The following is a 23,509-nucleotide window of genomic DNA, read 5'->3' as shown; positions in this document are numbered from 1 at the left end:
CCACAACGCATCAGGAATACCGACATGGTTCATAACGACGTACTGCGCAGCGTGCGCTACATGCTCGACATCAGCGACAAGAAGGTTGTCGAGATCATCAAACTGGGCGGCATGGACGTCACGCTCGCCGATGTCATCACCTGGCTCGACAAGAAAGAAGAAGACGAAGAAGGCTTCGTACGCTGCCCGGACGAAGTCATCGCGCACTTCCTCGACGGCCTGGTGATCTTCAAGCGCGGCAAGGACGAAAGCCGTCCGCCACAGCCGATCGAAGTGCCGGTGACCAACAACATCATCCTGAAAAAACTGCGCGTGGCCTTCGAACTGAAAGAAGACGACATGCACGCGATCCTCAAAGCCGCCGAGTTTCCGGTATCCAAACCCGAACTGAGCGCGCTGTTCCGCAAGGTCGGCCACACCAACTACCGTCCTTGTGGCGACCAGTTGCTGCGTAACTTCCTCAAAGGGCTCACGCTGCGCGTGAGAGCGTAAAGCAGCTGCAAGCTGCAAGCTGCAAGTTAGCCCCTGCTTTAACTTGCCGCTTGTGGCTTGCAACTCGAAGCTGGCCGCATGGCCCCTCATTCCCTGCAAAAATAGTGGCTCCGCTTTTCGCGGCTGACGACTAGGGTGTATCGATCCCTAATCTTCAGGACTCGCCATGCATCCCTACTTCTCCCTGCAAGGCCGCACCGCTCTGGTGACTGGCGGTACTCGTGGTATCGGCAAGATGATCGCCAAGGCGTTCGTCGAGGCCGGCGCCCATGTCTACGTGTGCTCGCGCGACGTCGAAGCCTGCCAGCAAACCGCCGAAGAACTTGGCGCGCTGGGCAGTTGCCACGGCGTGGCGGCGAATCTGGCGACCGAAGAAGGCGTGCGGGAACTGGCCACGCGCCTGGGTGAGCAGATCACTCATCTGGACATTCTGGTGAACAACGCCGGCACCACGTGGGGCGCGCCGCTGGAGAGTTATCCGGTCAAGGGCTGGGAAAAGGTCATGCAGCTCAACGTGACGTCGGTGTTCAGTTGCATCCAGCAGTTTCTGCCGTTGCTGCGCAGGGCTGGCTCGGCGGCGAATCCGGCGCGGATCATCAATATCGGTTCTGTGGCGGGGATTTCTTCGTTTGGCGAGCAGGCGTATGCCTATGGGCCGAGCAAAGCGGCACTGCATCAGTTATCGCGCATTCTGGCGCGGGAACTGGTGAGCCAGCACATCAACGTCAACGTGATTGCGCCGGGTCGCTTTCCGAGCAAGATGACCCACCATATTGGTAATGATGAACAGGCATTGGCTGAGGATACTGCGCTGATTCCGATGAAGCGCTGGGGGCGTGAGGAAGAGATGGCGGCGCTGGCGATCAGCCTGGCGAGTACGGCGGGGGCTTATATGACCGGGAATATCATTCCTCTTGATGGTGGGTTCAGCCTCTGACATCGGCGGTGTGACTATCGCTGGCAAGCCAGCTCCCACAGGGTTCTTGGGTGTTTGAACAATCCGGGTTCACTCAAAAACCTGTGGGAGCTGGCTTGCCAGCGATGGCGTCCGCCCTGTCACCACCAGACTTGAAGCGAGCCGGGTTATCATGCCCGCCCTACCCGCTTCGATCCCAGACCATGACTTACAGCGTCTCCCCCATCGGCTTCGTGCGCTCCTGCTTCAAGGAGAAGTTCGCCATCCCCCGCCAGCCACAACTGGCCCCGGCCGCCCGTGGCGTGCTGGAACTGGTCGCGCCGTTCGACCAGGGTGACGCCGTGCAGGGGCTGGAGCAGGTCAGCCATGTGTGGCTGTTGTTTCTGTTCCACCAAGCCCTGGAAGACAAACCGCGACTGAAAGTGCGCCCGCCACGCCTGGGCGGCAACAAGTCGATGGGCGTGTTCGCCACCCGCGCCACGCACCGGCCGAACGGCATTGGCCAGTCGGTGGTGAAGCTGGACAGGGTCGAAGGTAATCGGCTGTTTATCTCCGGGATCGATCTGCTCGACGGCACGCCGGTGCTGGATATCAAACCGTACGTGCCGTACGCCGACATCATCCCCGGGGCAACCAATGACATCGCCAGCGCGGCGCCGCAGTTGATCGACGTCCAGTGGGCGGAGTCAGCCTTGAAACAAGCGCACACCCACGCTCAGCGGCTTGAAGAGCCATTGGTTGAGCTGATTGAACAGTGCCTGGCTCAGGATCCGCGCCCGGCGTATCAGACACCGGCAGCGGAACGTGAATATGGTGCGCAGTTCTGGGATCTGGACGTGCGCTGGCATTACCCGACGCCCGAACAGATCCGCGTGCTGGAAGTCATCCCGGCCACAGCCTGAAACCGCGCCCAGTGTAGGAGCTGCCGAAGGCTGCGATCTTTTGATCTTGATTTTAAAAAGCAAGATCAAAAGATCGCAGCCTTCGGCAGCTCCTTGGATCGTGGCAGGCATGAAGGAAATGCTTCGGGCATAAAAAAGCCCCCATTGCCTGCCAAGGCAATGGGGGCTCTCTGTGGCGCTTACTTCTCTACGAACGCACGCTCGATCAGGTAATCACCCGGCTCGCGCATCCGCGCCGAGATTTTCAGGCCGAAGCTGTCGAGCACTTCGCTGGTCTCGTCGAGCATGCTCGGGCTGCCGCAGATCATCGCGCGATCGTCCTGCGGGTTGATCGGTGGCAGGCCGATGTCGCTGAACAGCTTGCCGCTGCGCATCAGGTCAGTCAGGCGTCCCTGATTCTCGAACGGCTCGCGGGTCACGGTCGGGTAGTAGATCAGCTTGTCACGCAGCGCTTCGCCGAAGAACTCGTTCTGCGGCAGGTGCTCAGTGATGAATTCGCGGTAAGCGACTTCGTTGACGTAGCGCACACCGTGAACCAGGATCACTTTCTCAAAGCGCTCGTAGGTTTCCGGGTCCTGAATCACGCTCATGAAAGGCGCCAGACCGGTGCCGGTGCTCAGCAGGTACAGGTGCTTGCCCGGGTTCAGGTCATCAAGAACCAGCGTGCCGGTAGGCTTCTTCGAGATGATGATCTCGTCGCCTTCCTTCAAGTGCTGCAATTGGGAGGTCAGCGGACCGTCCTGCACTTTGATGCTGAAGAACTCGAGATGCTCTTCCCAGTTCGGGCTGGCGATCGAGTAAGCGCGCATAAGCGGGCGGCCATTGGGCTGTTGCAGGCCGATCATCACGAACTGACCGTTCTCGAAGCGCAGGCCCGGATCGCGGGTGCACTTGAAGCTGAACAGAGTGTCGTTCCAGTGATGAACACTGAGGACACGCTCGTGGTTCATGTTGCTCATGTACGTTTGACTCCTGGAGATTGGTCTGCGCGGCTCAATGAGGCTTAACGTGCGCAATTGCATCGCATTCTAATAGCGACGACAATATCTGTTAACTGGATTATTAAGATAAGGGTTATCGGTTATATCGATATGCGATTTACTCTCCGTCAACTGCAAGTCTTCGTTGCCGTCGCCCAGCAGGAAAGCGTATCCCGTGCTGCGGGTCTGCTCAACCTCTCGCAATCGGCGGCCAGCACTTCGATCACCGAGCTCGAGCGCCAGTCCAGCTGCCAGCTGTTCGACCGCGCCGGCAAACGCCTGAGCCTCAACGCCCTCGGCAAACAGCTGTTGCCGCAAGCGGTGGCCCTGCTCGACCAGGCCAAGGAAATCGAAGACCTGCTTAATGGCAAATCCGGTTTCGGCTCGTTATCAGTGGGGGCGACGCTGACCATTGGCAACTATCTGGCCACCCTGCTGATCGGCAGCTTCATGCAGCGCCACCCGGAAAGTCAGGTCAAGCTGCACGTGCAGAACACTGCCAATATCGTGCAGCAGGTCGCCCACTACGAAATTGATCTAGGTCTAATCGAAGGCGATTGCAGCCACCCTGACATCGAAGTGCAGAGTTGGGTCGAGGATGAGCTGGTGGTGTTTTGCGCGCCGCAGCATCCGTTGGCCAAACGCGGCAGTGCGACGATGGAAGAGCTGACCCATGAGGCATGGATTCTGCGGGAACAGGGTTCCGGCACGCGGCTGACCTTCGACCAGGCCATGCGTCACCATCGCAGCGCGCTGAATATTCGTCTCGAGCTGGAACACACCGAAGCGATCAAACGTGCAGTGGAATCTGGCTTGGGGATTGGCTGCATTTCGCGGCTGGCGCTGCGCGATGCCTTCCGGCGCGGCAGTCTGGTGCCGGTGGAGACGCCGGATCTGGACCTGGCCCGGCAGTTCTATTTCATCTGGCACAAACAGAAGTACCAGACTTCAGCGATGCGCGAGTTTCTCGAGCTGTGCCGAGCATTCACCGCCGGGGTGCAGCGCAGCGACGAGATCGTCTTGCCGACCATCGCTTAAAGCAGAATCACCGCCCACACCAGTCCGATCATGCTCAGCGCCACGAACTGCGCGGCGCTGCCCATGTCCTTGGCGTTCTTCGACAGCGGATGCAATTCCAGCGAGATGCGGTCAATGGCCGCTTCCACCGCCGAATTGAGCAGCTCGACAATCAGCGCCAGCAAGCAAACCGCGATCAACACCGCCTGCTCGACCCGGCTGACATTGAGGAAGAATGTCAGCGGAATCAGCACCACGTTGAGCAGCACCAGTTGGCGGAATGCCGCTTCGCCAGTGAAGGCGGCGCGCAGGCCATCGAGCGAATAGCCGGACGCGTTGAGGATGCGTTTCAGGCCGGTCTGGCCCTTGAAAGGTGACATAAGAAAGAAACCAGCCAAAAAGGTGTGGGGAAGCTAGATCAACGAAAGTCAAAAAAGCGTGAAACCGCCAGCCATCACTGGCTCGGAATTGACTCAAGTTGTTGCAGCAGTAAAGCCGCTTGCGTGCGAGTGCGCACGTTCAATTTGCGAAAGATCGCCGTGACGTGGGCCTTGATGGTCGCTTCCGACACGCTCAGCTCATAAGCGATCTGCTTGTTCAGCAGACCTTCGCAGACCATGGTCAGCACCCGGAACTGTTGCGGCGTCAGGCTGGCGAGGCCATCACTGGCAGCTTTGGCCTCATCCGACACGCTGACTGCTTCGAACGCTTGCGGCGGCCAGAACACGTCGCCATCGAGCACCTTGCGCACCGCTACCTGAATCACGCTCAGATCGCTGGACTTGGGAATGAAACCACTGGCGCCGAACTCGCGGGATTTGACCATCACCGAGGCTTCTTCCTGGGCAGAGACCATCACCACCGGAATCTGCGGATACTGCCCGCGCAGCAGCACCAGCCCGGAAAAACCGTAGGCGCCGGGCATATTCAGATCCAGCAGGACCAGATCCCAGTCAGCCTTTTCAGTCAGGCGAGCTTCCAGTTCGGCAATGCTCGCCACCTCCACCAGTCGCACGTCCGGGCCAAGGCCCAGCGTCACCGCTTGGTGCAGGGCGCTGCGAAACAGGGGGTGATCATCGGCAATCAGGATGTCGTATGTGGCCATTTTTCAAATGATCCTGTTTTTGATGGCAGACGCGGTAGATTCCGGTCTGGCCAAAGCAACTCGAGACAACGCTTGGAAGCGATATCCACAGGGGCACGTTCGACGCCAATCAACAGCAAACACGGCGTCTCAAACCTTGGCCGCACCCTAATCGGCGCCAAGCATGCCCAGCGCAGCCGGGGTGGTCAAGCAAGATGGCCAGCGCTGTCGACAGTATGGGCCACTATCGGGCCAACTCCGGCTGCGGCTTTCGTATATAGGGCAGCAGCTCGGCATGGGCGGGCGTTGATTCATTCATGTCCAGTTGCTGCTTGGCACCGAGGTAATGCTGGCTGAACACATCGAAATAGGCGTCCAGCGCCGAAGCGGCATCGCTGTCACCGGCCAGCTCCAGGCACAACGCCGCAACTTCAGCGGTGCACAGGTGCTCGCTGCGGGTCGAACGGCGCAAGCGATAGCGCGAGAGTTTGTCGGGCAGCAGGCTGAGGATTGGCAAGCGGTCGAAATACGGACTCTTGCGAAAGATCTTGCGCGCCTCCGTCCAGGTCGCATCGAGCAGAATGAACAGCGGGCGCTTGCTGCTATCGACTGCCACCGTGTTGGTCACCCGCGACGGTTCGACATACTCGCCCGGAAACACCAGGTACGGCTGCCATTGCGGATCGTTGAGCAGTGCAAGCATCTGCGGGTCGGGCTCGGTGCGTGACCAGATGAACGCATGGTTGTCGCGCACCACATCGGCAATCAGCCAACCGGTGTTGCTTGGCTTGAACACTTCCTTGCCGGTCATGATCAGGCACACGCCGGAACGGGTGTCGACGCTTGGCCGCCACGCGCACAGGCAATGACTGATGATGACCCGGCAATCGCGGCAACGCTCGGAGCGAAAGCCGCGCGCCTGAATCGGCTTGATGCCTTCGTCCTCGCGCTGATCGCGCAGGCGGGCCACGGCGTTGGGGGCATGGTTCATCGCAGGCAACACCGGCAGACAGGGAAACTCGACACGAACGACACTCGGCAGGGCAATAAAGGCCGGCAGTTTACCAGAGCGACGGCCACAAGCCTGTACCGTCCAGACCGGCTCCCCTATAATTCGCCGCCACTGAACGCACCGCCCCGTGACGGGTCGAACCACCAGTCACCGAATCAGGAGAGTTTCATGCTGCGCCTTATCGTTCCCACCGCTGCCATTCTGCTGGCGTCGTCCTTTACCGCTCAGGCTGCGTCCCTGAGTGAGCAGAATCTGAACCGAGAGCTGCGCAACGTCGCCGCCCAAAGCAGCGTCGGCACGCCACGGGCGATCAATGAAGACATTCTTGATCAAGGCTACACCGTCGAAGGCACGCAGCTGATCAACCATCTGAGCGTGCAAAAGAGCCACGCCGACAAGATGCGCGCCGATCCCAAGGCTGTGTATTTCCAGTTGGGCGCGTCGGTGTGCAACAACCCGTCGTACCGCAAGCTGATGGCCAAGGGCGCGATCATGCGTTACGACTTCACCGAAGTGAAAACCAACAAAGCGATCGGCTCGGCCAGTTACCAGGAATCCGATTGCCCGAAAGCCGCGCCAGCGAAGAAGAAGTAATCAGCGCGAAGCCTTGGCGCGCCGCTGCTCATCCTCGGCGCGCAATTCCGCCACTAGCGCCTGCAGATAGCGCGAGCGACGCTCGCCGCCGGCCAATCGTCGGCAGCACTCTTCTTCGAGACTCAATTGATGCGTCTCGGCCGACTCCTGCAACATTCGATACAGCTGCGTATCGATCTCCAGAACCACTCTGACCATGCATCCCGCCTCCTTGCCACCCACGAATCCTTGAATTGCTTTGCCTTGCGCAAGCGCAAGGTTGTCTTGCGACGTCTGTATTTGAGTAAATCAGAGTGATGGCCCTTTGCGATACGTTCAGACGAGCGGCGGGGCTTTGGCGCAAATCAGTAAGCGGTTGCCAGACAAAACGTTACAGCGCACTGTTCAAGTCAGCGCGAATGCGTGCGAGGGTCTAGATTGAGAGTATTCCCGATCATTTGTTAACGGCAGAAATGGAACTGCCGGCCCTGTGTGTTTTTGCAGTGCGACCCGGACGCTGGTTGTCCGGGCTACCCGCCCTGTACAGAAGGAGACGTTGAATGCCTTATCAACCGAATGACCTCTTGAGCCGTCATTTTCAGGAAAGCGGCGACCTTGTCAGCCAGGTCGAAGCCCAACTCAGTCATATTTCCACCAACAGCCCGAACATCCCCATCTACCGTGACATGATCCTGACCGTGCTGCGCATGGCTCAGGAAGACCACAACCGCTGGAACGCCAAGATCACCCTGCAAGCCCTGCGTGAACTGGAGCAAGCATTTCGTGTACTCGAGCAATTCAAGGGGCGGCGCAAAGTTACCGTGTTCGGCTCGGCACGTACGCCAGTGGAGCATCCGCTGTATGCAATGGCCCGCGAACTCGGCGCAGCACTGACACGCGCAGAGATGATGGTCATCACCGGCGCCGGCGGCGGCATCATGGCCGCCGCCCACGAAGGAGCCGGACGTGACCACAGCCTGGGTTTCAATATCACCCTGCCCTTCGAGCAACATGCCAATCCCACCGTCGACGGCACCGACAATCTGTTGCCCTTCCACTTTTTCTTCACCCGAAAACTGTTCTTCGTCAAAGAGGCTGACGCGCTGGTGCTGTGCCCGGGCGGGTTTGGCACCCTTGATGAAGCGCTGGAAGTGCTGACGCTGATTCAGACCGGCAAAAGCCCATTGGTGCCGGTGGTGTTGCTGGATGTTCCGGGCGGGACGTTCTGGCAAGGCGCGCTGGACTTCATCCGCAATCAGCTGGAAGAAAACCGCTACATCCTGCCGACCGATATGAAGCTGATGCGACTGGTCTACAGCGTTGAAGAAGCGGTGGAAGAGATCAATCAGTTCTACAGCAACTTCCACTCCAGCCGCTGGCTCAAGCGGCAATTTGTGATTCGCATGAACCACAAGCTCAGCGACCACGCACTGGCGCGGATGCAGGAGGAGTTTGCTGATCTGTGCCTGAGCGACCAGTTCCACCAACATGCCTACAGCGGCGAAGAACACGACGATGCGCAGTTCAGCCATCTGGCACGGCTGGCCTTTGCCTTCAATGGCCGTACCCATGGTCGTCTGAGGGAGTTGGTGGACTTTATCAATCTGCCGGAAAACTGGGCCGATTCAAAACCGCCCACTGCACAACGCTCACGCGAGCCTTTCAACGTGATTTGAAGGCAAAAAAAAGGCCCGCTATTTTCTAAAAAATAGCGGGCCTTTTTTGTTGAATCGGTCTAATCGTCCATCCCTCGACCGCTGAACAAGCGGTTGATCATCTCCATCGAGAACCCCCGATACGCCAGAAACCGGCCTTGCCTGGCCCGTTCTTTCGCATCAATCGGTAAATGTCCGGAGAACTTGCGTTGCCACGTATCCTGAAGCTGCGCCTGCCAATTGATACCACTTTCGCGCAGGGCGATTTCGATATCGGTACGTTGCAAACCCCGCTGGCTGAGCTCCTCGCGAATTCGCAGGGGGCCATAGCCAGAACGGGCACGGTAGGAGACAAAACTTTCAAGGTAACGGGCTTCGGAAAGCAGACCCTCTTCCGTCAAACGGTCGAGGGCTGTTTCGATCAGCTCCGCCTCGGCGCCGCGCTGACGCAGTTTACGCGTCAACTCGACTCGACCATGCTCGCGACGTGCGAGCAGGTCCATGGCGGTTCGCCGCACCGCGACGAGGGTATCCAGTACGGCGGTGGTCATCGCTGGTATCAGAGATCAGCATCGGCCAGGTCGTCTTCGGTCTCTTTGACCGCCGAGGCCTTGGAATCCGCGATCACCGCTGGCGACAGCAGCTTGTCACGCAGCTGCTTCTCGAGCTTCGCGGCGATTTCCGGGTTGTCCGCCAGGAACTTGGCCGAGTTGGCCTTGCCCTGACCGATCTTGGTGCCTTCGTAGGCGTACCAGGCGCCGGACTTCTCGACGAAACCGTGCAGCACACCCAGGTCGATCATCTCGCCGTTGAGGTAGATGCCTTTGCCGTAAAGAATCTGGAACTCGGCCTGACGGAACGGCGAAGCCACCTTGTTCTTCACAACCTTGACGCGGGTTTCGCTGCCGACCACTTCGTCGCCTTCCTTCACCGCGCCGGTACGGCGGATGTCGAGACGAACCGAAGCGTAGAACTTCAACGCGTTACCACCGGTGGTGGTTTCCGGGCTGCCGAACATCACGCCGATTTTCATACGGATCTGGTTGATGAAGATGACCAGGCAGTTGGCGTTCTTGATGTTACCGGTGATTTTACGCAGCGCCTGAGACATCAGACGTGCTTGCAGGCCGACGTGCATGTCGCCCATTTCACCTTCGATTTCAGCCTTCGGCACCAGTGCGGCCACGGAGTCGACGATGATCACGTCAACGGCGTTGGAGCGCACCAGCATGTCGGTGATTTCCAGGGCCTGTTCGCCGGTGTCCGGCTGGGAAACCAGCAGGTCGTCAACGTTGACGCCCAGCTTGCCGGCGTACTCTGGATCGAGCGCGTGCTCGGCGTCGACGAATGCGCAGGTCGCGCCGGCTTTTTGCGCCTGGGCGATCACGGACAAGGTCAGTGTGGTTTTACCGGAGGATTCAGGACCGTAGATTTCAACAATACGGCCTTTTGGCAGACCGCCGATGCCGAGTGCGATGTCCAGACCCAGAGAGCCAGTAGAGATGGCCGGGATCGCCTGACGGTCCTGATCGCCCATACGCATTACGGCACCCTTGCCGAATTGACGTTCGATCTGACCCAGGGCCGCAGCCAAGGCTTTCTTCTTGTTGTCGTCCATTAAAGTCCTCACGTAATCAATAAGGCCTGACGGCCAACACCTGTATAAGTAGCCAGTATTATTCCACAGCGTTCGAAGATCGCCTACCCCTGATTTTCGATTTCTCGTGCCGCTAGTCGCACAAGCCCCTCTAGCGCGGCCTTCACCGTTTGTCGGCGGACTTCATCACGGCCGCCGGGGAAGTGCTGAACTTCAGTGTAAACCTCATCGCCCACACCCCAGGCCAGCCACACCGTGCCCACCGGTTTGTTCGGCGTGCCGCCGTCGGGACCGGCTACACCGCTGACCGCCACGGCAAAATGCGCCAGGCTGTGCCGCTGCGCCCCGCGCACCATGGCCTCGACCACTTCACGACTGACCGCCCCTACCGTCTCGAACAAATCGCCTGGCACATCCAGCTGCCGGGTTTTCTGCCGATTGGAGTAAGTCACGTAACCCGCTTCAAACCAGGCCGAACTGCCCGGAATCCGCGTAATCGCTTCGGCGATACCGCCACCGGTACAGGACTCGGCGGTAGTGACATGAGCATTGAGCACTTGCAGACGTCGGCCCAGTTCTGCGGCCAGTTGGGTGGTCTCTTTCACGGCGAGCTCCGGATCGTGTGGAATGCCTCCACCGTACACGAGCCGGACGCGCTTTCAATACACAGAATCATTCAAGATGTTCGGGCGCCAGCGCTCTGACATAGGCCTGACAGGCCTGCAACGCAATCAATCCACGGTCGCCGGTGTCGGTGATGGCGATAATTCGTTGAGCATGCGCCGGGTCAAGTCGGGCGCGTACGGTTGCAGAATCCACGCCGCCGGTGCCGGCGGCGGCTGGCACCGCACAGCCGTGGGCAACGTCGCCGGCATCGAGAAGGACTGACAGCCGCACATCGGCAGTAGCAAGGCGATCGCGCAAGCGATCCTGATCACGTTGGGCATCGCTCAGCGCTCGATAATGGGTTTGCTCACTGGCCGCGAGCCGCTGCTCCAGTGCCAGGCGTCTATCCTGCTCGGCCTGTTGCGCGGCGGCGGCGGTCTGCGTCAGTTGATTGAGGGTTTCGGCGTTTAACCGCGCCTGCTCGGCCAATTGCCGCTCGTAGCGCCAGTCCTGAAACTGCCATGCCGCTGCAAACGCCCCGGCCACCAGCAGCAACAGACCCATCACGCGCCAGGAGCCGGACATAGCACCGCCCTCGCCCGCGCCCAAATCTCGAGGCGATCCTGCAAGCCGTTCAACCCGCCGTTGATGCGCCGGGTGATGGTGTTGAACTGGTCCGCGTCGGCCAGTTCATTCAAGCCCTTCTGCCCCCAGAACCACGCCGCCGATTCGGCCGCCCATTGCGGTTGCTCGAGCAATTCGGGCAACGACAAAAGACGCTCATCGCCAAACAAGCCGTGGCTGCACTGACGATAATTTGCCCGGCCGGTGATCTGAATCAGTCCACGCCCGCGATACTTTTGCCCGTCGCCGTCGGCTTCCGGAGTATTGCCCAGACGCAGCGCCAGCGTGCCGGTGTCGTATTTGCTCAGGTACTGGTTGTTGCCCAGTTCGCGCACGTAACGCAATTGGCCCGACTCGTGACCGACCTGTGCCAGAAAAGCCGCGATACGTCTTGGCGTATCGATGCGATGCCTGGCCATCGCGGCGTTGAGTGGTGAAACAAAAACGCCCGCTTGGGAGCGGGCGTTGGGCATGATGTCGATAAGGTGTTTTTCAGTTAATTGCATGATGCTTGATCCTCCCTGGATGTTGTCCCGATTGAATCACGGCTGGCGGTTGATGCTTGCCAGCCATTGTTTTCCGGAGTTTTCCGCGAAAGTATTCGTGAAGTGACGCTGGGTCAGAGCGCCGCTACCAACCAGCGCGGCGCCACCGGGCGATGTTCGCTGAAGGGAAAAGAGGACCCTTGCGGCCAATCGCGTAATTCACGTCGATAGGCTTGCAGTTCAGCATATTGTTCAGTAGTCAGCGTCGTGCCACCGCCATCCTCCAGTTCATCGCGATCGCGTGCAACCATGCCATCGGTGGCTGCCAATTGCGCATCACGCCATAGACGCTCCATGTCCTCGACTTCTTTTGCCGAGGGTGGAGGTGGATCAACCAGAATCGGGTAGCCGTTGTCCGCACGCACCCCGATCATTTTCGCGCTGACCGCCAGTTGCTGCAGCAGCGAGATCCAGTAGCCCTGAGGAATTTCGATGACGTCGTCGGGGATGTCCGTCGAGTTGATGCCGGGTACGTAAACACCCCGGGTGGTGGCGCTGAATAAAACGTTGAAGTTGTCCATTCAATAGCCCTTTACAAAATAGTTGACGGTGCAATTGGCAGCCAACTGCGCATTCGCGTCGCGAATTTTCAAGGTGCAGCCCTGCTGATTGGCGGCATTCAGCACGATCATTGCGGTGTCACCTCCCGCATGTGTGGCCACGAGCGAGAAATAGGCCCTCGGAAACGAGATTGGGAATGTCACGTAGACCAGTCCCGCAGCATTCGACAGACCTGAGCCCCATTGATCGATATTGCCGCTGGCATGTTTTTGATATCCCTGGGCACTCGTCAATCCGGAAAAAAGCGAGGCATATTTCAGACTCGCCGTCCCGTGTACCGCCCAGGCTCCACTTTCCCTCACGATGGTGGCGCTCTCGCCACTGTTGATCACGATCGAGCTCAACAAGACGCCTTGCGGGCTTATTTTTGCGGCACCCGGGTGAGCAATCGTGACAGGAGCATTGCTGCGGCAGTGAAAGACGATGGCGGCGCCCATAGGAACCTTGTCAATTTCCGGCAGGGTCACGGTGTAAGGCGAGTTACCACCCAGACCTAACGACCAGCCCAAGTCAGCGAGCGTCAGTTGCGTAGTAGCAAGGATGTCACGCGCCCCCGCGTAGCTGCCAAGAGCTCGCTGAACAAACTCGCAAGTCGCCGCCGAACGGCTGACATCAAAAGGTGCTGCGGTCTTGAACAACTGAGCGCCGCGCAGTGCGCCTAGCAATTGCGCGTTGGACGCCTCACTCGGCGTCAACCCGCCGGCTTGAACGACGCTCAGGATTTCCTGGGTAACACCATTGCCCCAACTTGCCGGAATCAGCGATCCCGGTCTGCCGTTCAGCGGGTCTTCATCAACAAAGCTACCGTCCACCAACCCTGCGCTGGGGACGCTTTTTGGGTAATCCATTACTGTTCTCCTGTTTTGATAGCGAGCCATGCGGGTGCCAGAGGGCGGGCATCCAACGCCGGGAAAAGCGCTGAGTCAGGCCAGTCGCGCAATGCCTGTCGGTACTCAAGCAGTTCCAGATACTGCGTGGGCTTGAGCGATGTGCCGCGTCCCATATCCTGTTCATCGCGATGCCGCGTGACTAACCATTCGGTCGTGGCCAGAGAGGCTTGGCGCCAGACAAGTGCGGCCGCAGGTTCCTCTTCCGCAACAATGGGAGCCTGAGCTACCACACGGCTCTGCTGTGCAGGCAGTTCTTCGGCGCCTGTCGGAAGCCCGGTGATCGGCGCACCGATCTCGACCTCTTGACCCTCCGGCACGCGAACCATCGTCTCGACGAAGGATGGAGCAAACAGCTCGCAGATGGCGTACTCACCGGCGTCGATCCGTTCGACGACCACGCCGTTCTCGACCCGTGCATAAATGGCCATTATTCATACTCCCAGATTTCACAGAATGCGTTGCCGCCGGCGCCACTGAGTACGGCAGCCGAAGCGTTGGTCGAACAGGAGCCGCTGCCGCCGGAACCGCGTCCGCCGGTGATGCCAATCCCGTTGACCCCCACTCGGGTACCACCGCCGTCATACGGGCTGGCACCGCCCGCACCCGAGAGGACGCCCCAATTGGCGTTGTACATTGCGTATTCGCCGGGTGCGCCCCGAGCATTCGCAAGATTGCCGCCTGTGACTGCTTGCCCTCCTGCACCGCCCTGAACGAAACCAACTGTTGTGGCTGTTACGGCGACGGTAAGGACCTGCCCGCCTCCACCGCCCGCAGCGCTCATGTAGGTGCCGAACGAAGCACCTCCGCCGGCCAGCCCCATCACATTACTCGCAGCGCCACCGCCACCCAGCGTAACGGGCACGCCTGCAAGTATTTCCGGGGTCACGTCGTACAGGCTTTGAGCAAAGGCCCCAGAGCCTCCGCCACCACCAATACCCTGATAACCGGCGGCAACGGGCGAACACCCACCACCGCTCCCCCCCGCGCCGACCAGCCGCACATGGATCCTCTTGGCTTTGGGGTTTGGCTTGTAAAGCGTAATCCCGACCTTCTCGAACTGCCTGACCGCCAACAGCCGCCCCACCGCATCGGTGATGCCGTAACCGGCCAATGTGGTCGGGGTATTTTTCAGTTTGGTGAAATCGACCAGTGCACCGATCGCACTGGCGAGTTGATCCGTTTTGGCCTCATCGGGTGTCAACCCGGCCGCCTTGATCACGTTGAGAATCTCTTGTGTAACGCTGTTGCCCCACACCGCCGGAATCAACGAACCCGGTGTCCCCGCCACCGGGTTTTCATCGACGAAGCGGCCATCGACCAGTCCGACGCTGGGTACGCTTTTTGGATAATCCATAAGATGTTCGCTCCTTTGAAATGACAAATGACCGGCATCGGCATCGGCAAAACGTTCTTCGCCTACCTGTTCACGGTCTGTTTTCAGAAATAAAAAAGCCCACATCGAAGTGGGCTTGGGTGACGCAGAACTGAGGTTTTTGATTTAGCTGGATGGACCGTTGACCAGTTCGCGAATGGCGACAAATGCTTCGTCAGCAGAGCTGCGCGCCAGATCCATGTTGCCCTTGGCAGCTTGGGCGCGAATCTGCGCTTTGGCCTTCAGGCGCAGGGTACGCAGCGCCAACAGATGGTCGGTCAGTTGATCGGCCATGCTCAGAATCTGCTCGGTGGCCTGTTTGGCGCTGCGGCCTTTGACAACCCACGCGGCGACCGACAGCGGCACTTCTTTTTTTGGGTAACCGGCGTCCTGATAAGCATGCGCGTCGGCGGCGGCCTGGGCGTATTCCATGGCTTTGAGCGGGTCGCCGGCCAGCACCGAGCGGACGTTATCAGCAGCGGCGTCGATCATGCCGCAGAGGCGTTCGGCTTCCAGCAGTTCCAGTTCGGCGACCCTGCCCGCATTGAGCTGCCATGCTTCACCGACCCACTCATGGGCAGGAGAAGGCTGTGCAGCACGCAAACCGTCCTCGAACTGATGCATTTCTTGAATGATGATCATCGGATCAACTCCCAGGAAAGATTGATATTCACCGCTGCTGTAAAATTGATCGCAATACCGTTGGAGTAGTCGCTTGGAAGGATATTTTTAATACCCATGCTCAACAGCAATTCGTCACTTGTTCCGCTATCAGCACCGAAGGCGTGTTCGGCTTGATAGGTCTGCCACAGGGAACGCAACATGCTGTGGTCGAAGCTGGCGGTCAATGTCGAAACGGTTGTGTCATTCACCTCGTTGTTGGTAATAACCCGCACCGTCTCACCCGCATTGGCCCAGCCGTCCCAGTTGCTCGACGTGGCAACCTTCGGGTTGAGAAAACAGTAGTTGGCGCCCAGCCATCCGGGTGTAGCAAAATTCACAGCTGTGACTTGCGTCGGATGCGGCGTCGCGTTGCCCACCACCAGACGAGCGGCACGAGCATGCGGGTCAAGTGGCAGGTACACCACACCATTACCGCTGATTGTTTGCGTCCACGACAAGCGACTGCGGTTATAAATCGGCCGGACAATTGGTACCGAGCCGGGACCAGCCGTCACCACCCATGCCAGACAAAGATCCAGCGTCGTCGATTGGAAACCGCCTCCCGCCGCTCCATTGTTCGTGCCCTTCAAACCCTCCGGTGTAGCGTCATAAATCGTGCCGCGCTGCATGTAGAAGGTCAGCAGGCCCGCAACCACTTGCGCACGCAGAAAGTAACCAGAGTTGGGCAAAAGATCGGCACTGCTCCACGCTTGTGTCGTAAATGTGCGCGGACGACCCAACTGACCTGCCAGCACTTCTTGGCCCAGGCTGATCAGTACGCCGGGCAGAATAGATAACCGACCGCCACTGGTAGCAAACGCGGTCGGTGTGATTGGCAATCGCCCGTCCGCCGTAGCGACGGTGGCGGTTGGCAAGGCGCCAATCGGCAACGCCGAATCCAAATTCCAGCCCTTGGCCGAAACGCTCTGAATCGCCTGCAACAACTGATCGTATTTCTTCTCGTCAGGCGTCAGGTCCGCCGCCTTGATCACGTTGAGAATTTCCTGCGTAACTCCGTTACCCCAGTCCGCCGGGATCAACGATCCCGGCGTCCCCGTCATGGGGTTCTCATCCACAAATTTGCCATTCACCAGCCCGGCGCTGGGCACGCTATTCGGATAGTCCATCTGCTCATCCCTCCCTAGTCATAATTGATGTGCACCTTGGTATGCGCCGGCGCGCTGCGGTGGATCAGGCATTCCAGCGCCGAGCCCGGGTTGACGCCGAAGCGCTCGCCCCAGTAGCTCGCGCCGTAACGGCGGCCGAGCAGCAGGCGGCCGCCGGTGTTGAGCGTCCACATGAACTGCGCTTCCCAAGTGCCCCAATGCGCCGAGCCGAAGCGGGCGCGGCCCATGCGTGGGGCTTCGTGTTCGGTGATGCTGGCGTTGGGGTAACCCTGGCTTTTGGCGATGTCGAGGTAGTAGCCGACAGCCTGGCTGCCGACCGCGAGCAAGCGGCGGCGTACGGCGAGGCGGCGGTCGTCGAACAGTGGCGTGGCGCCCAGGCACGGGTCGGGCAGGTTCATCACCCGCTCCCAGTCCGGCACCAGTTCGCTGACGCCGGCCGGGTCCATCTCGTTGAGCAGGTCGGCGGCGCGGGCGTCGAGGCGGGCCAGTTCGACGGCGACGCCTTGCAACACTTCCTCAAGCTCGGGCACCCGCTCCGGATCCCATGCCGGGCCACTGGGCAGCAAGGCGCGCAACTGCGCCTGGTATTGCGCGGCGGTTCTTATGCCCCCCATACGCAGCCTCCGAAGGTGAGCAGTTCGCTCTGCCCGGCCGGCACGTCAGCGGCCGGAGCAGTGAGCGTGTGATCGTATTCGCCGCCGGCGCTGCTGATGGCTTCGCGGATATGGCTGATCAGCAACGGCACGCCGAGGTCAGCCTCGCGGTTGTGCAGATCGCGCAACTGCGCTTCAACGGCGGCGCGCACGGCGGTAGTGTCCGGATTGACGCTCTTGAAGCGATACACCACCGGCACCTGAACCGGTCGCTGCACGTGCACTTCCGCGGTCACCGGACGCAGCGGTTCGATGTACTCCTGAACCTCCGCCAACTGCTCATCGTTCGGCACCGGTTGCGGGTCTTCATCACGCATGATGAACACCGTCACCGTGCCCGGCCCGAGCAGGCCGCCCCGGCACCACGCCCGCGTCACACCCGGCACTTCCAGCGCCCAGGTTTCGTAGTCGCTGGCCGCGCCACCGTGGGGAATCACGCGGTAGGAACGGATGACCCGCGAGCGCAGCGATTCGAGGCTTTCCCGCGCCACACCGCCGCTGAGGCCCGGCGCCAGCACCACGAAGCTGTTGCCGACAATCCCGGCAATCGGCTGCACCTGGGTCAGCGTCAAACCCGCATCAGCGTTGCCCAGACTGCCGGCCTCCAGCGCCGCAATCGTGGTGCTGTTGCTGCCATTGACCGTGGTGCGCGCCGTGGTGACTTTGTAGGTGCGGCCATCGTTCGCTTGCAGCAGAGTGTCGACGTCGAGCACGGCGCCGGGAGTGGCGGTAAAACTGACGCTGCCGGTAGCCACCTGCGCGGCTTTGCGCGGCTGATTCAGGCGCAGCGCGGCGATGCGTTCCAGGGTTGACTCATCGGCTTTGTCGGGCAGGATCTGCTCGGCAATCCAGTCGAGATAACCGTACAAGCCATAAGCGGCGCCGCCGAGGGTGCGGGCGAGCACTTGCGCATCGGACTGGCGCAGCGAATCGCCGGCCAGGTCGCTTTGGGTGCGCTTGATCAGCACCGGCAGCGAAGGGGTTTCAAACGGCATAGATCACCTGCCAACTGTTATCGGGGTTGATGTCCAGACGTTCGCCGTCGGCCAGCGTGAGGATCGTGCGCAGGTTGAGGCGCTGGGCGTCGAGGCGTTCGCTGATGATGTCGATGGCGCTGCAGTGGCCGTCGTCGAGCAGCCATTGCAGGGCTTCGCGGGCATAAAATTCGGCGTCCATTTGCGTCTGCCGGGTCAGCTTGACCCGGCGCAGCAGCCACAGCCGCGAGCCGATGCGATCGTCGGCAACCGTGGGAAAACTGTCGCCCCACCAGCCGAAGCGTTCTTCGTCATCGAGGGCGTCGTCATCAGCGGCGCGACGCCAGGTGAACAGACTGATGAGCACGGCGCGGGTCAGCGCGGCGTGGAGGTTCTGGCTGATGAACATCACTGGCCTCCTGCCGGCGCGCCGGTCTGACCGTTGCCGGCCTGCACGCCAACATGCACGTGTTTGATCTGGCTGATGCCGCCAGCCAGTTGATCACCGGTGGAAACGATCTTGCCGGTCTGGTTTATCACCGGCGTTTCGAAGTTCACCGCGCTGCTGGCGCGGATGTTCAGCGTGGCGGTTTCGATGTCGATGATCCGCCCGCGCTTGAAATGAATTTTGTCGCCCTCGTCGGTGTAGATCGCCACTTCACCGGCAGCGAGCGCTTGCAGGCGATAGCGACGGTCGGCGATGACCAGGGCGATGGCGTGGGAACGGTCGCCGCCGATGAAGGTGACGACCCCTTCAGCGCCAGCCAGCGGATGGCTGGTGAAACCGTAGGGTTCGAAGTGTTCGAGGTCGTCGTTGACTTCACCGGCGGTGAGGCGCATTTGCAGCGATTGCAGCTTGGTTGCCGAATTGGCGAGCACGACAGTGCCGCGCGCCAGCAGGCGTGTCAGTAGGCTCATGGGTTTCCTTAGACTTTTTCGACACAAACCCTGTGGGAGCGGGCTTGCCCGCGATGGCGGTGTGTCAGGGAAAAAATGTATTTGTTGTCACGACCGCTATCGCGGGCAAGCCCGCTCCCACAGGGGCCATTGTCGCCAGCAGGATCCTGCGTCAGGCCTGGGATTGCTTCGGGGGCGTCGGATCAGGATCAAAGGTATGCGGCGGGGCAACTTGCAGCGTGGTCACCGAACCTTGCGCCGACAACGAATAAGTGACCTTGGAAATCAGCATGTCACCATCGAAATCGAGCACCGGATCCTTGACCTTCACTAGCGTGTTATGGCGCCACAAATCGCCATTGCTCTGCCGCCAGCCCTGCACCTGATAGGTGGTGGTCTGCGCACGGCCCATGCGAGTCGCGCTTTCCCATTGGGCACGCTGCTGCGCCAACTCAAAGGTCAGTTGCGTGCCTTCGTTGATCACCGTGGTGCGCCGCCGTTTGAAACTCAGGTCGGCCGCCGTCGACTCGACTTCGCTGACCGCCGCGCCGCTTTTCGCATCCGAGCCTTTCTGCTGGCCGATCACCCGATACTCGGAGAACACCTGGCTGAAATCCATTGGCGCATTGGCCGACAGGATGTTCTTGCCCAACTCCAGCGCATCGCTGGCGCGGCCACCGCTGCCGGGTTTGGCCAACACCAACTGGCCCAGCTCGTTGTCGGTGGAAAACACCCGCAGCAGCGACAGCAATCGGTCGATCGACTGGAATGCCGTTTCACCCGGCACGATGGTGTGTTTGGTCAGGCGTGTGGTGTCGCTGATTTCATTGACGACCCACAGTCCATATTCGCTCGCCAGATCGCGGACGATAGTCAGCAAGGGTTGTTGCTGCCATTGGCTGGGCAGATTACGGGCGGCGCAATCGACCAGATCCTGGGTTTTCGAACTGCCTTCGATGGTCAGGCTGACCTGCCGCCCGTCATAGCGGATCGGCGCCTTGAACACGTAGCCGGTAAGCACCAGATCCTTGCCGATTTTCACTTCACAGGGGTCACCGGGTTTAATCGGTTTGCTCACCGCCTGCCCCGGCCATTGCCAGGTAATGTCGAGCTTGAAGGTGCGGAACTGACGCTCGAGATCGGCGGTGATTTCGACGCTTTTCCAGCCGCCGTATTCCATGTTGTTGACCGTCAGCGTGACGTGATTGTCCATCTCGTTCATGGCGTCACTCCCGCGAGACTTTCACATCGTTGGGCGAGAAACCGGGATGGGTAATCGCGTTGCGCTGAGTCACTTCTTCGACTCGCGTGGCGTCGCCGAACTGCTTGTAGGCCACGACCACTGCCGGAAAGCTTTCCTGAAACGATTTGCTGACTTGCCGCACGCCAGAAGACGCCACCGCTTTGAGATGAGCCACCAGCGCTTCCTTTACATCGTTGATGGCCTGGAAGTGCGCAGGTCCGGCTTTCGCCAGCATCGGGTCGATGGCTGCAGTCACCGCCGTGCGCAGCGCTTGCATGTCATCGCTGACGGGGACTTCCTGACGACTCACCGGCGACGTCGACTGTTGAGCCAGCGACGGTGTCGACGCCAGTTTCACCGGCGTGGTCGCCACTGGCATCGACGCGACCCACTGCGCGACTTTGACCAGCATCGTGTCTTGCACCAGATCGGCCATCGCCTGCGCTGCGGCATTGGTGTCCTTGCCGGTAGTGATCTTCGGCGCATCGGCCTTGCGAATCGCTTCGAGTTGCTGCGACACGTCGGCGATCACGCCCCGGTAGCCTTCCTTGGCGAACGCCTTCAGCTCCTTGATATCGCCGAGCAAACCCTTGAATTCCGCCGCCACTTCCTTGGGCAACTCCTTCACGGCCTTGACCAGTTCAGTGATCTGCCGGTACTGCTCGATCAAAGGTTTCAGTTGCTCCTTGATCACTTCATATACGCCGGTAAGGCTGTTGCGCAGGTTGGTGATGCCGATCCGCGCGGCCTTGATCAGCGTCATCGCCTGTTCGAAACGCGCCACCGCCGAACCCAGCAGCCCGTCGGCCTTGGCCAGCAGCACTTTCTGCGTGCTGACCGTGGCGGTCGGAAACGGCAGGGGTTGGTCGGGATAGAACTTCAAGGCGAACGTCACCAGCCCACCGTCCTGGCGGGTGTGAGTCATGTCGCATTCGCCGACCTTGACCTGCAGGCGTCCAAGCCACGGATGCACCAGTTCGCCACGGCCCTGCTCCAGCGCCTTGAGCAGCTTGTCGCGCTGCTCAAGGCAATCGGGGCCGATGATGAACGCGGTCAGATCGTGAGTCTTGGCCTGCTGGCCGAGGTCCTCGAAAAACGGCAGGTCGCGTTGCGGGTATTCATGCAACTGCCCTTTGCGACCGACCGGGGTTTTCGCCTGGTCGATCCAGAAACCGACACCGCGAAAGGATGCCGGCAATAAACGGTCACGCCAGTTCATTGGGAACCTCCCATCGACAGTGAGCGATAGCCGATACGTGAAGACACGGCCAGGCCCGGTTGATTGGTTTGCGGTTGTTCGGTGCGCAGGCCCGCCGGCGCATTTTCGAAGCGCACGGTCAGACCGCCTTCGAGTTGCGTACGGTTGTTGGCGGCACTTTGCTGGATCAGCGCGCTGGAGGTTTGTGGCAACGAACCGCTTTGCAGTGCGCCGTTGCCAGCAGGCGCCGGACTGGCAGCGAAGAACGCCGGTGCCAGTTCGCCTTTGCCTTCGGCATTGGTCTCGCGTTGCGCTTGGGTCAGCGTTTCGACCTTGCCGGTGACCTTGGCGATCAGTCCGGCGAAGCCACCCTCGAACAACTCCTTGATCGGCGCAATGACGGTTTGCAGCTTTTGCCACAACTCGCCGAACCACTCAGTGATCGGCCCCCAACTCTCGATGATCTGATCCAGAGGTTTCCATTCGAACAGACTGTGCAGAAAATCCACGACCGGCGCGGAAAGCGCCAACACGACGCCCCAGATCGCCGAAAAGACCTCACCGATCGGCTGCCAATACTGAGCAATCTGCTCCAGCGGCGACCACTCGAACAGGCTGGTGAAAAAGCCTCTGACCCGCTGCACAGAAGTTTGCAGCGCCATCCAGATCGGTTCGAAAAACCCGACAACCCCACCCCAGGCGCTGGTGAGCATTTGCATCGGGAAAAAATCGAACAGTGCCCGCAAAGTATCCCGGGTGCTTTGCACAGCCGATTGCAGCGTCGTCAATATCGGCTGGAAATACGCAACAATGCCTCCCCAGGCGCTGGTGATCATCTGCATTGGCGAGAAGTCGAACAGCGACACGAGGAGTTCTTTAGCCGGTAGCGCGACTTCTCGCAGGCCGCTGAACATCGGTTCGAAGAACGCGACAACACCACCCCACGCATCGGTAAGCATCTGCATCGGCGAGAAATCGAACAGGTTTCTAAGAAATGCCATCACCGGCACACTCAAGGCCTTGAGCAATTCCCAGATCGCCGAGAACAGGCCGGTCAGCGGCCCCCAGTTTTCAATGATCATCCCCGCAGGCGACCACGAGAAAACCGACTTGAAGAAGTCGATCACTGGCGCCGTCACGACCGTGACCTTGTCCCAGATAGCCGAGAAATATCCCGTGACCGGTTCCCACAACGCCGCCAGTGCCGCCAAAGGTCGCCAGTCGAGTACCGAGCGCAACGTCGCCATCGCACTCGCCCCGATGTTTTTCACGCCCTCCCACATCCCTGTGAAGAACGCGCTGATCGGCGTCCAGTTGGCCACGATCAAACCGGCCGCCACGGCAATGCCCATGGCGATCAGCATGATCGGGTTGGTCTTGAGCACCATGCTCATGACGTCCATCACCTGCGTCATACCGGTGACCGCGGTTTGCATAGCGGAGAAGGCAATTGCCCCCGCCGCCAGGCCTTCAACCAGTTTCGGATTGTCGGCGAGCAGACTGCCGACCTGCGTCAGCATCGGTTCCAGCCCGACCACCAAGGCCCCCACCGCCGGCACCAGCGCGGCGTCCACCGCCGCCGAAACCTTCTGCATCGACGCACTGAACACGTTCATGTTCTGCGTCGCTGCTGTCGGCGCGGCGGGCAGATCGACGGTTTTCGCCGTGTCGCTGACTTCGCTCAATTTGCCCTGGAACGCTGCGGCCGATTTGATGCCGTCTACAAACGGCGTGATCACGCTGCCGCCGTTGAACAGACCACTGATGTCCAGTTTGCCGAGGCCGGTCTGCTCGAGATTATTTTTAAAACTCTCAACCTTCATGCGCAGGGCGCCCAGTTTGGGCGAGAGTTCATCGATGCCGGTGATCAGCACCGGTTTCGGGGTTTTCTTCTCTTCGTCTGCCATCACTGCACCTGCTGCATCGCA

At 60.1% G+C, this 23,509-nt stretch carries 29 protein-coding genes; 6 read left to right on the top strand and 23 right to left on the bottom strand.

Features of this window, described 5'->3' with window-relative positions:
• Positions 1-24: 24 nt before the first annotated feature.
• The 3 genes from AB4O12_RS00395 (at position 25) to tsaA (ending at position 2,310) form a co-directional block, all read left to right on the top strand.
• Positions 25-492: a YehS family protein gene (locus AB4O12_RS00395; RefSeq protein WP_016771408.1), complete on the top strand. Its 468-nt coding sequence runs from the start codon at positions 25-27 to the stop codon at positions 490-492.
• A gap of 166 nt (positions 493-658) precedes the next feature.
• On the top strand, positions 659-1,429 hold the full coding sequence (locus tag AB4O12_RS00390) for an SDR family oxidoreductase (protein ID WP_460060075.1): 771 nt from the start codon (positions 659-661) through the stop codon (positions 1,427-1,429).
• A 182-nt stretch (positions 1,430-1,611) separates the two neighbouring features.
• On the top strand, positions 1,612-2,310 hold the full coding sequence (gene tsaA / locus AB4O12_RS00385) for a tRNA (N6-threonylcarbamoyladenosine(37)-N6)-methyltransferase TrmO (protein WP_460060073.1): 699 nt from the start codon (positions 1,612-1,614) through the stop codon (positions 2,308-2,310).
• Between the two features lie 179 nt (positions 2,311-2,489).
• Here the strand turns inward: tsaA and fpr are convergent, their stop codons facing one another.
• Positions 2,490-3,269, bottom strand: a complete 780-nt coding sequence (gene fpr, locus AB4O12_RS00380) for a ferredoxin-NADP reductase (protein WP_007908723.1) — start codon at positions 3,267-3,269, stop codon at positions 2,490-2,492.
• 132 nt (positions 3,270-3,401) lie between these two features.
• On the opposite strand from fpr, the gene AB4O12_RS00375 reads away from it, so the two are divergent.
• Positions 3,402-4,328: a LysR family transcriptional regulator gene (locus AB4O12_RS00375; protein WP_024011881.1), complete on the top strand. Its 927-nt coding sequence runs from the start codon at positions 3,402-3,404 to the stop codon at positions 4,326-4,328.
• Here AB4O12_RS00375 and AB4O12_RS00370 read toward each other — a convergent pair.
• The 3 genes from AB4O12_RS00370 to AB4O12_RS00360 all read right to left on the bottom strand — a co-directional run bounded on the left by AB4O12_RS00370 (position 4,325) and on the right by AB4O12_RS00360 (position 6,382).
• Complete coding sequence (locus AB4O12_RS00370; protein WP_016771411.1) at positions 4,325-4,687, bottom strand: diacylglycerol kinase; 363 nt, start codon at positions 4,685-4,687, stop codon at positions 4,325-4,327. The two genes, AB4O12_RS00375 and AB4O12_RS00370, sit on opposite strands and share 4 nt — an antisense overlap.
• Positions 4,688-4,761: 74 nt before the next feature.
• Positions 4,762-5,412, bottom strand: a complete 651-nt coding sequence (erdR, locus tag AB4O12_RS00365) for a response regulator transcription factor ErdR (RefSeq protein WP_460060070.1) — start codon at positions 5,410-5,412, stop codon at positions 4,762-4,764.
• 223 nt (positions 5,413-5,635) lie between these two features.
• Positions 5,636-6,382, bottom strand: coding sequence for a tRNA-uridine aminocarboxypropyltransferase (locus AB4O12_RS00360; protein WP_460060068.1), 747 nt, complete (start codon positions 6,380-6,382; stop codon positions 5,636-5,638).
• 189 nt (positions 6,383-6,571) lie between these two features.
• Here AB4O12_RS00360 and AB4O12_RS00355 point away from each other — a divergent pair, with 189 nt between their 5' ends.
• Positions 6,572-6,997, top strand: coding sequence for a PA3611 family quorum-sensing-regulated virulence factor (locus tag AB4O12_RS00355; protein WP_007908738.1), 426 nt, complete (start codon positions 6,572-6,574; stop codon positions 6,995-6,997).
• Here the strand turns inward: AB4O12_RS00355 and AB4O12_RS00350 are convergent, their stop codons facing one another.
• Positions 6,998-7,195: a hypothetical protein gene (locus AB4O12_RS00350; protein ID WP_016770569.1), complete on the bottom strand. Its 198-nt coding sequence runs from the start codon at positions 7,193-7,195 to the stop codon at positions 6,998-7,000.
• 341 nt (positions 7,196-7,536) lie between these two features.
• Between AB4O12_RS00350 and AB4O12_RS00345 the strand changes: the two genes are divergently transcribed.
• Positions 7,537-8,652, top strand: a complete 1,116-nt coding sequence (locus AB4O12_RS00345) for an LOG family protein (RefSeq protein ID WP_460060067.1) — start codon at positions 7,537-7,539, stop codon at positions 8,650-8,652.
• A 59-nt stretch (positions 8,653-8,711) separates the two neighbouring features.
• Here the strand turns inward: AB4O12_RS00345 and recX are convergent, their stop codons facing one another.
• The 18 genes from recX to AB4O12_RS00255 all read right to left on the bottom strand — a co-directional run bounded on the left by recX (position 8,712) and on the right by AB4O12_RS00255 (position 23,488).
• Positions 8,712-9,182, bottom strand: a complete 471-nt coding sequence (recX, locus tag AB4O12_RS00340; protein WP_041478085.1) for a recombination regulator RecX — start codon at positions 9,180-9,182, stop codon at positions 8,712-8,714.
• Positions 9,183-9,190: 8 nt separating this feature from the next.
• Positions 9,191-10,249: a recombinase RecA gene (recA, locus tag AB4O12_RS00335; RefSeq protein ID WP_024011876.1), complete on the bottom strand. Its 1,059-nt coding sequence runs from the start codon at positions 10,247-10,249 to the stop codon at positions 9,191-9,193.
• Positions 10,250-10,332: 83 nt separating this feature from the next.
• Positions 10,333-10,833, bottom strand: a complete 501-nt coding sequence (locus AB4O12_RS00330; RefSeq protein ID WP_150743337.1) for a CinA family protein — start codon at positions 10,831-10,833, stop codon at positions 10,333-10,335.
• 67 nt (positions 10,834-10,900) lie between these two features.
• Entirely contained in the window at positions 10,901-11,419 is a 519-nt protein-coding gene (locus tag AB4O12_RS00325; protein WP_460060065.1) for a lysis system i-spanin subunit Rz, read from the bottom strand.
• Positions 11,398-11,964, bottom strand: coding sequence for a glycoside hydrolase family 19 protein (locus tag AB4O12_RS00320; RefSeq protein WP_236168042.1), 567 nt, complete (start codon positions 11,962-11,964; stop codon positions 11,398-11,400). The genes AB4O12_RS00325 and AB4O12_RS00320 overlap by 22 nt, the downstream gene beginning before the upstream one ends.
• Before the next feature lie 113 nt (positions 11,965-12,077).
• Positions 12,078-12,524: a phage tail assembly chaperone gene (locus AB4O12_RS00315; RefSeq protein WP_236168043.1), complete on the bottom strand. Its 447-nt coding sequence runs from the start codon at positions 12,522-12,524 to the stop codon at positions 12,078-12,080.
• Entirely contained in the window at positions 12,525-13,412 is an 888-nt protein-coding gene (locus AB4O12_RS00310) for a gp53-like domain-containing protein (protein WP_056783294.1), read from the bottom strand.
• A complete protein-coding gene (locus AB4O12_RS00305) occupies positions 13,412-13,882 on the bottom strand; it encodes a phage tail assembly chaperone (RefSeq protein WP_236168044.1) in 471 nt (156 codons plus the stop codon). Before AB4O12_RS00305 ends, AB4O12_RS00310 begins: the two co-directional genes overlap by 1 nt.
• Positions 13,882-14,808, bottom strand: coding sequence for a glycine-rich domain-containing protein (locus AB4O12_RS00300; RefSeq protein ID WP_056783289.1), 927 nt, complete (start codon positions 14,806-14,808; stop codon positions 13,882-13,884). The genes AB4O12_RS00305 and AB4O12_RS00300 overlap by 1 nt, the downstream gene beginning before the upstream one ends.
• A 144-nt stretch (positions 14,809-14,952) precedes the next feature.
• Positions 14,953-15,468: a phage tail protein gene (locus tag AB4O12_RS00295; RefSeq protein ID WP_236168045.1), complete on the bottom strand. Its 516-nt coding sequence runs from the start codon at positions 15,466-15,468 to the stop codon at positions 14,953-14,955.
• Positions 15,465-16,616, bottom strand: coding sequence for a phage tail protein (locus AB4O12_RS00290; protein WP_460060064.1), 1,152 nt, complete (start codon positions 16,614-16,616; stop codon positions 15,465-15,467). Before AB4O12_RS00290 ends, AB4O12_RS00295 begins: the two co-directional genes overlap by 4 nt.
• A 14-nt stretch (positions 16,617-16,630) precedes the next feature.
• Complete coding sequence (locus tag AB4O12_RS00285; RefSeq protein WP_041478090.1) at positions 16,631-17,230, bottom strand: YmfQ family protein; 600 nt, start codon at positions 17,228-17,230, stop codon at positions 16,631-16,633.
• On the bottom strand, positions 17,218-18,264 hold the full coding sequence (locus AB4O12_RS00280; RefSeq protein WP_056783281.1) for a baseplate J/gp47 family protein: 1,047 nt from the start codon (positions 18,262-18,264) through the stop codon (positions 17,218-17,220). Before AB4O12_RS00280 ends, AB4O12_RS00285 begins: the two co-directional genes overlap by 13 nt.
• Positions 18,254-18,652: a phage GP46 family protein gene (locus tag AB4O12_RS00275; RefSeq protein WP_041478092.1), complete on the bottom strand. Its 399-nt coding sequence runs from the start codon at positions 18,650-18,652 to the stop codon at positions 18,254-18,256. Before AB4O12_RS00275 ends, AB4O12_RS00280 begins: the two co-directional genes overlap by 11 nt.
• Positions 18,652-19,161, bottom strand: a complete 510-nt coding sequence (locus tag AB4O12_RS00270) for a phage baseplate assembly protein V (protein WP_460060061.1) — start codon at positions 19,159-19,161, stop codon at positions 18,652-18,654. Before AB4O12_RS00270 ends, AB4O12_RS00275 begins: the two co-directional genes overlap by 1 nt.
• Positions 19,162-19,312: 151 nt before the next feature.
• Entirely contained in the window at positions 19,313-20,362 is a 1,050-nt protein-coding gene (locus tag AB4O12_RS00265; protein ID WP_375123197.1) for a phage baseplate assembly protein, read from the bottom strand.
• 4 nt (positions 20,363-20,366) lie between these two features.
• The gene (locus AB4O12_RS00260; RefSeq protein WP_136492063.1) at positions 20,367-21,602 is read right to left on the bottom strand and encodes a DNA circularization protein; all 1,236 of its coding nucleotides are present in this window, start codon (positions 21,600-21,602) and stop codon (positions 20,367-20,369) included.
• Positions 21,599-23,488 (bottom strand): phage tail protein, encoded by a 1,890-nt coding sequence (locus AB4O12_RS00255; protein WP_460060059.1) that lies wholly within the window; start codon positions 23,486-23,488, stop codon positions 21,599-21,601. Before AB4O12_RS00255 ends, AB4O12_RS00260 begins: the two co-directional genes overlap by 4 nt.
• Positions 23,489-23,509 lie beyond the last annotated feature (21 nt).

It is taken from the genome of Pseudomonas sp. S2_A05 (assembly GCF_054668485.1).
This window is presented reverse-complemented; position numbering and strand designations above follow the sequence as displayed.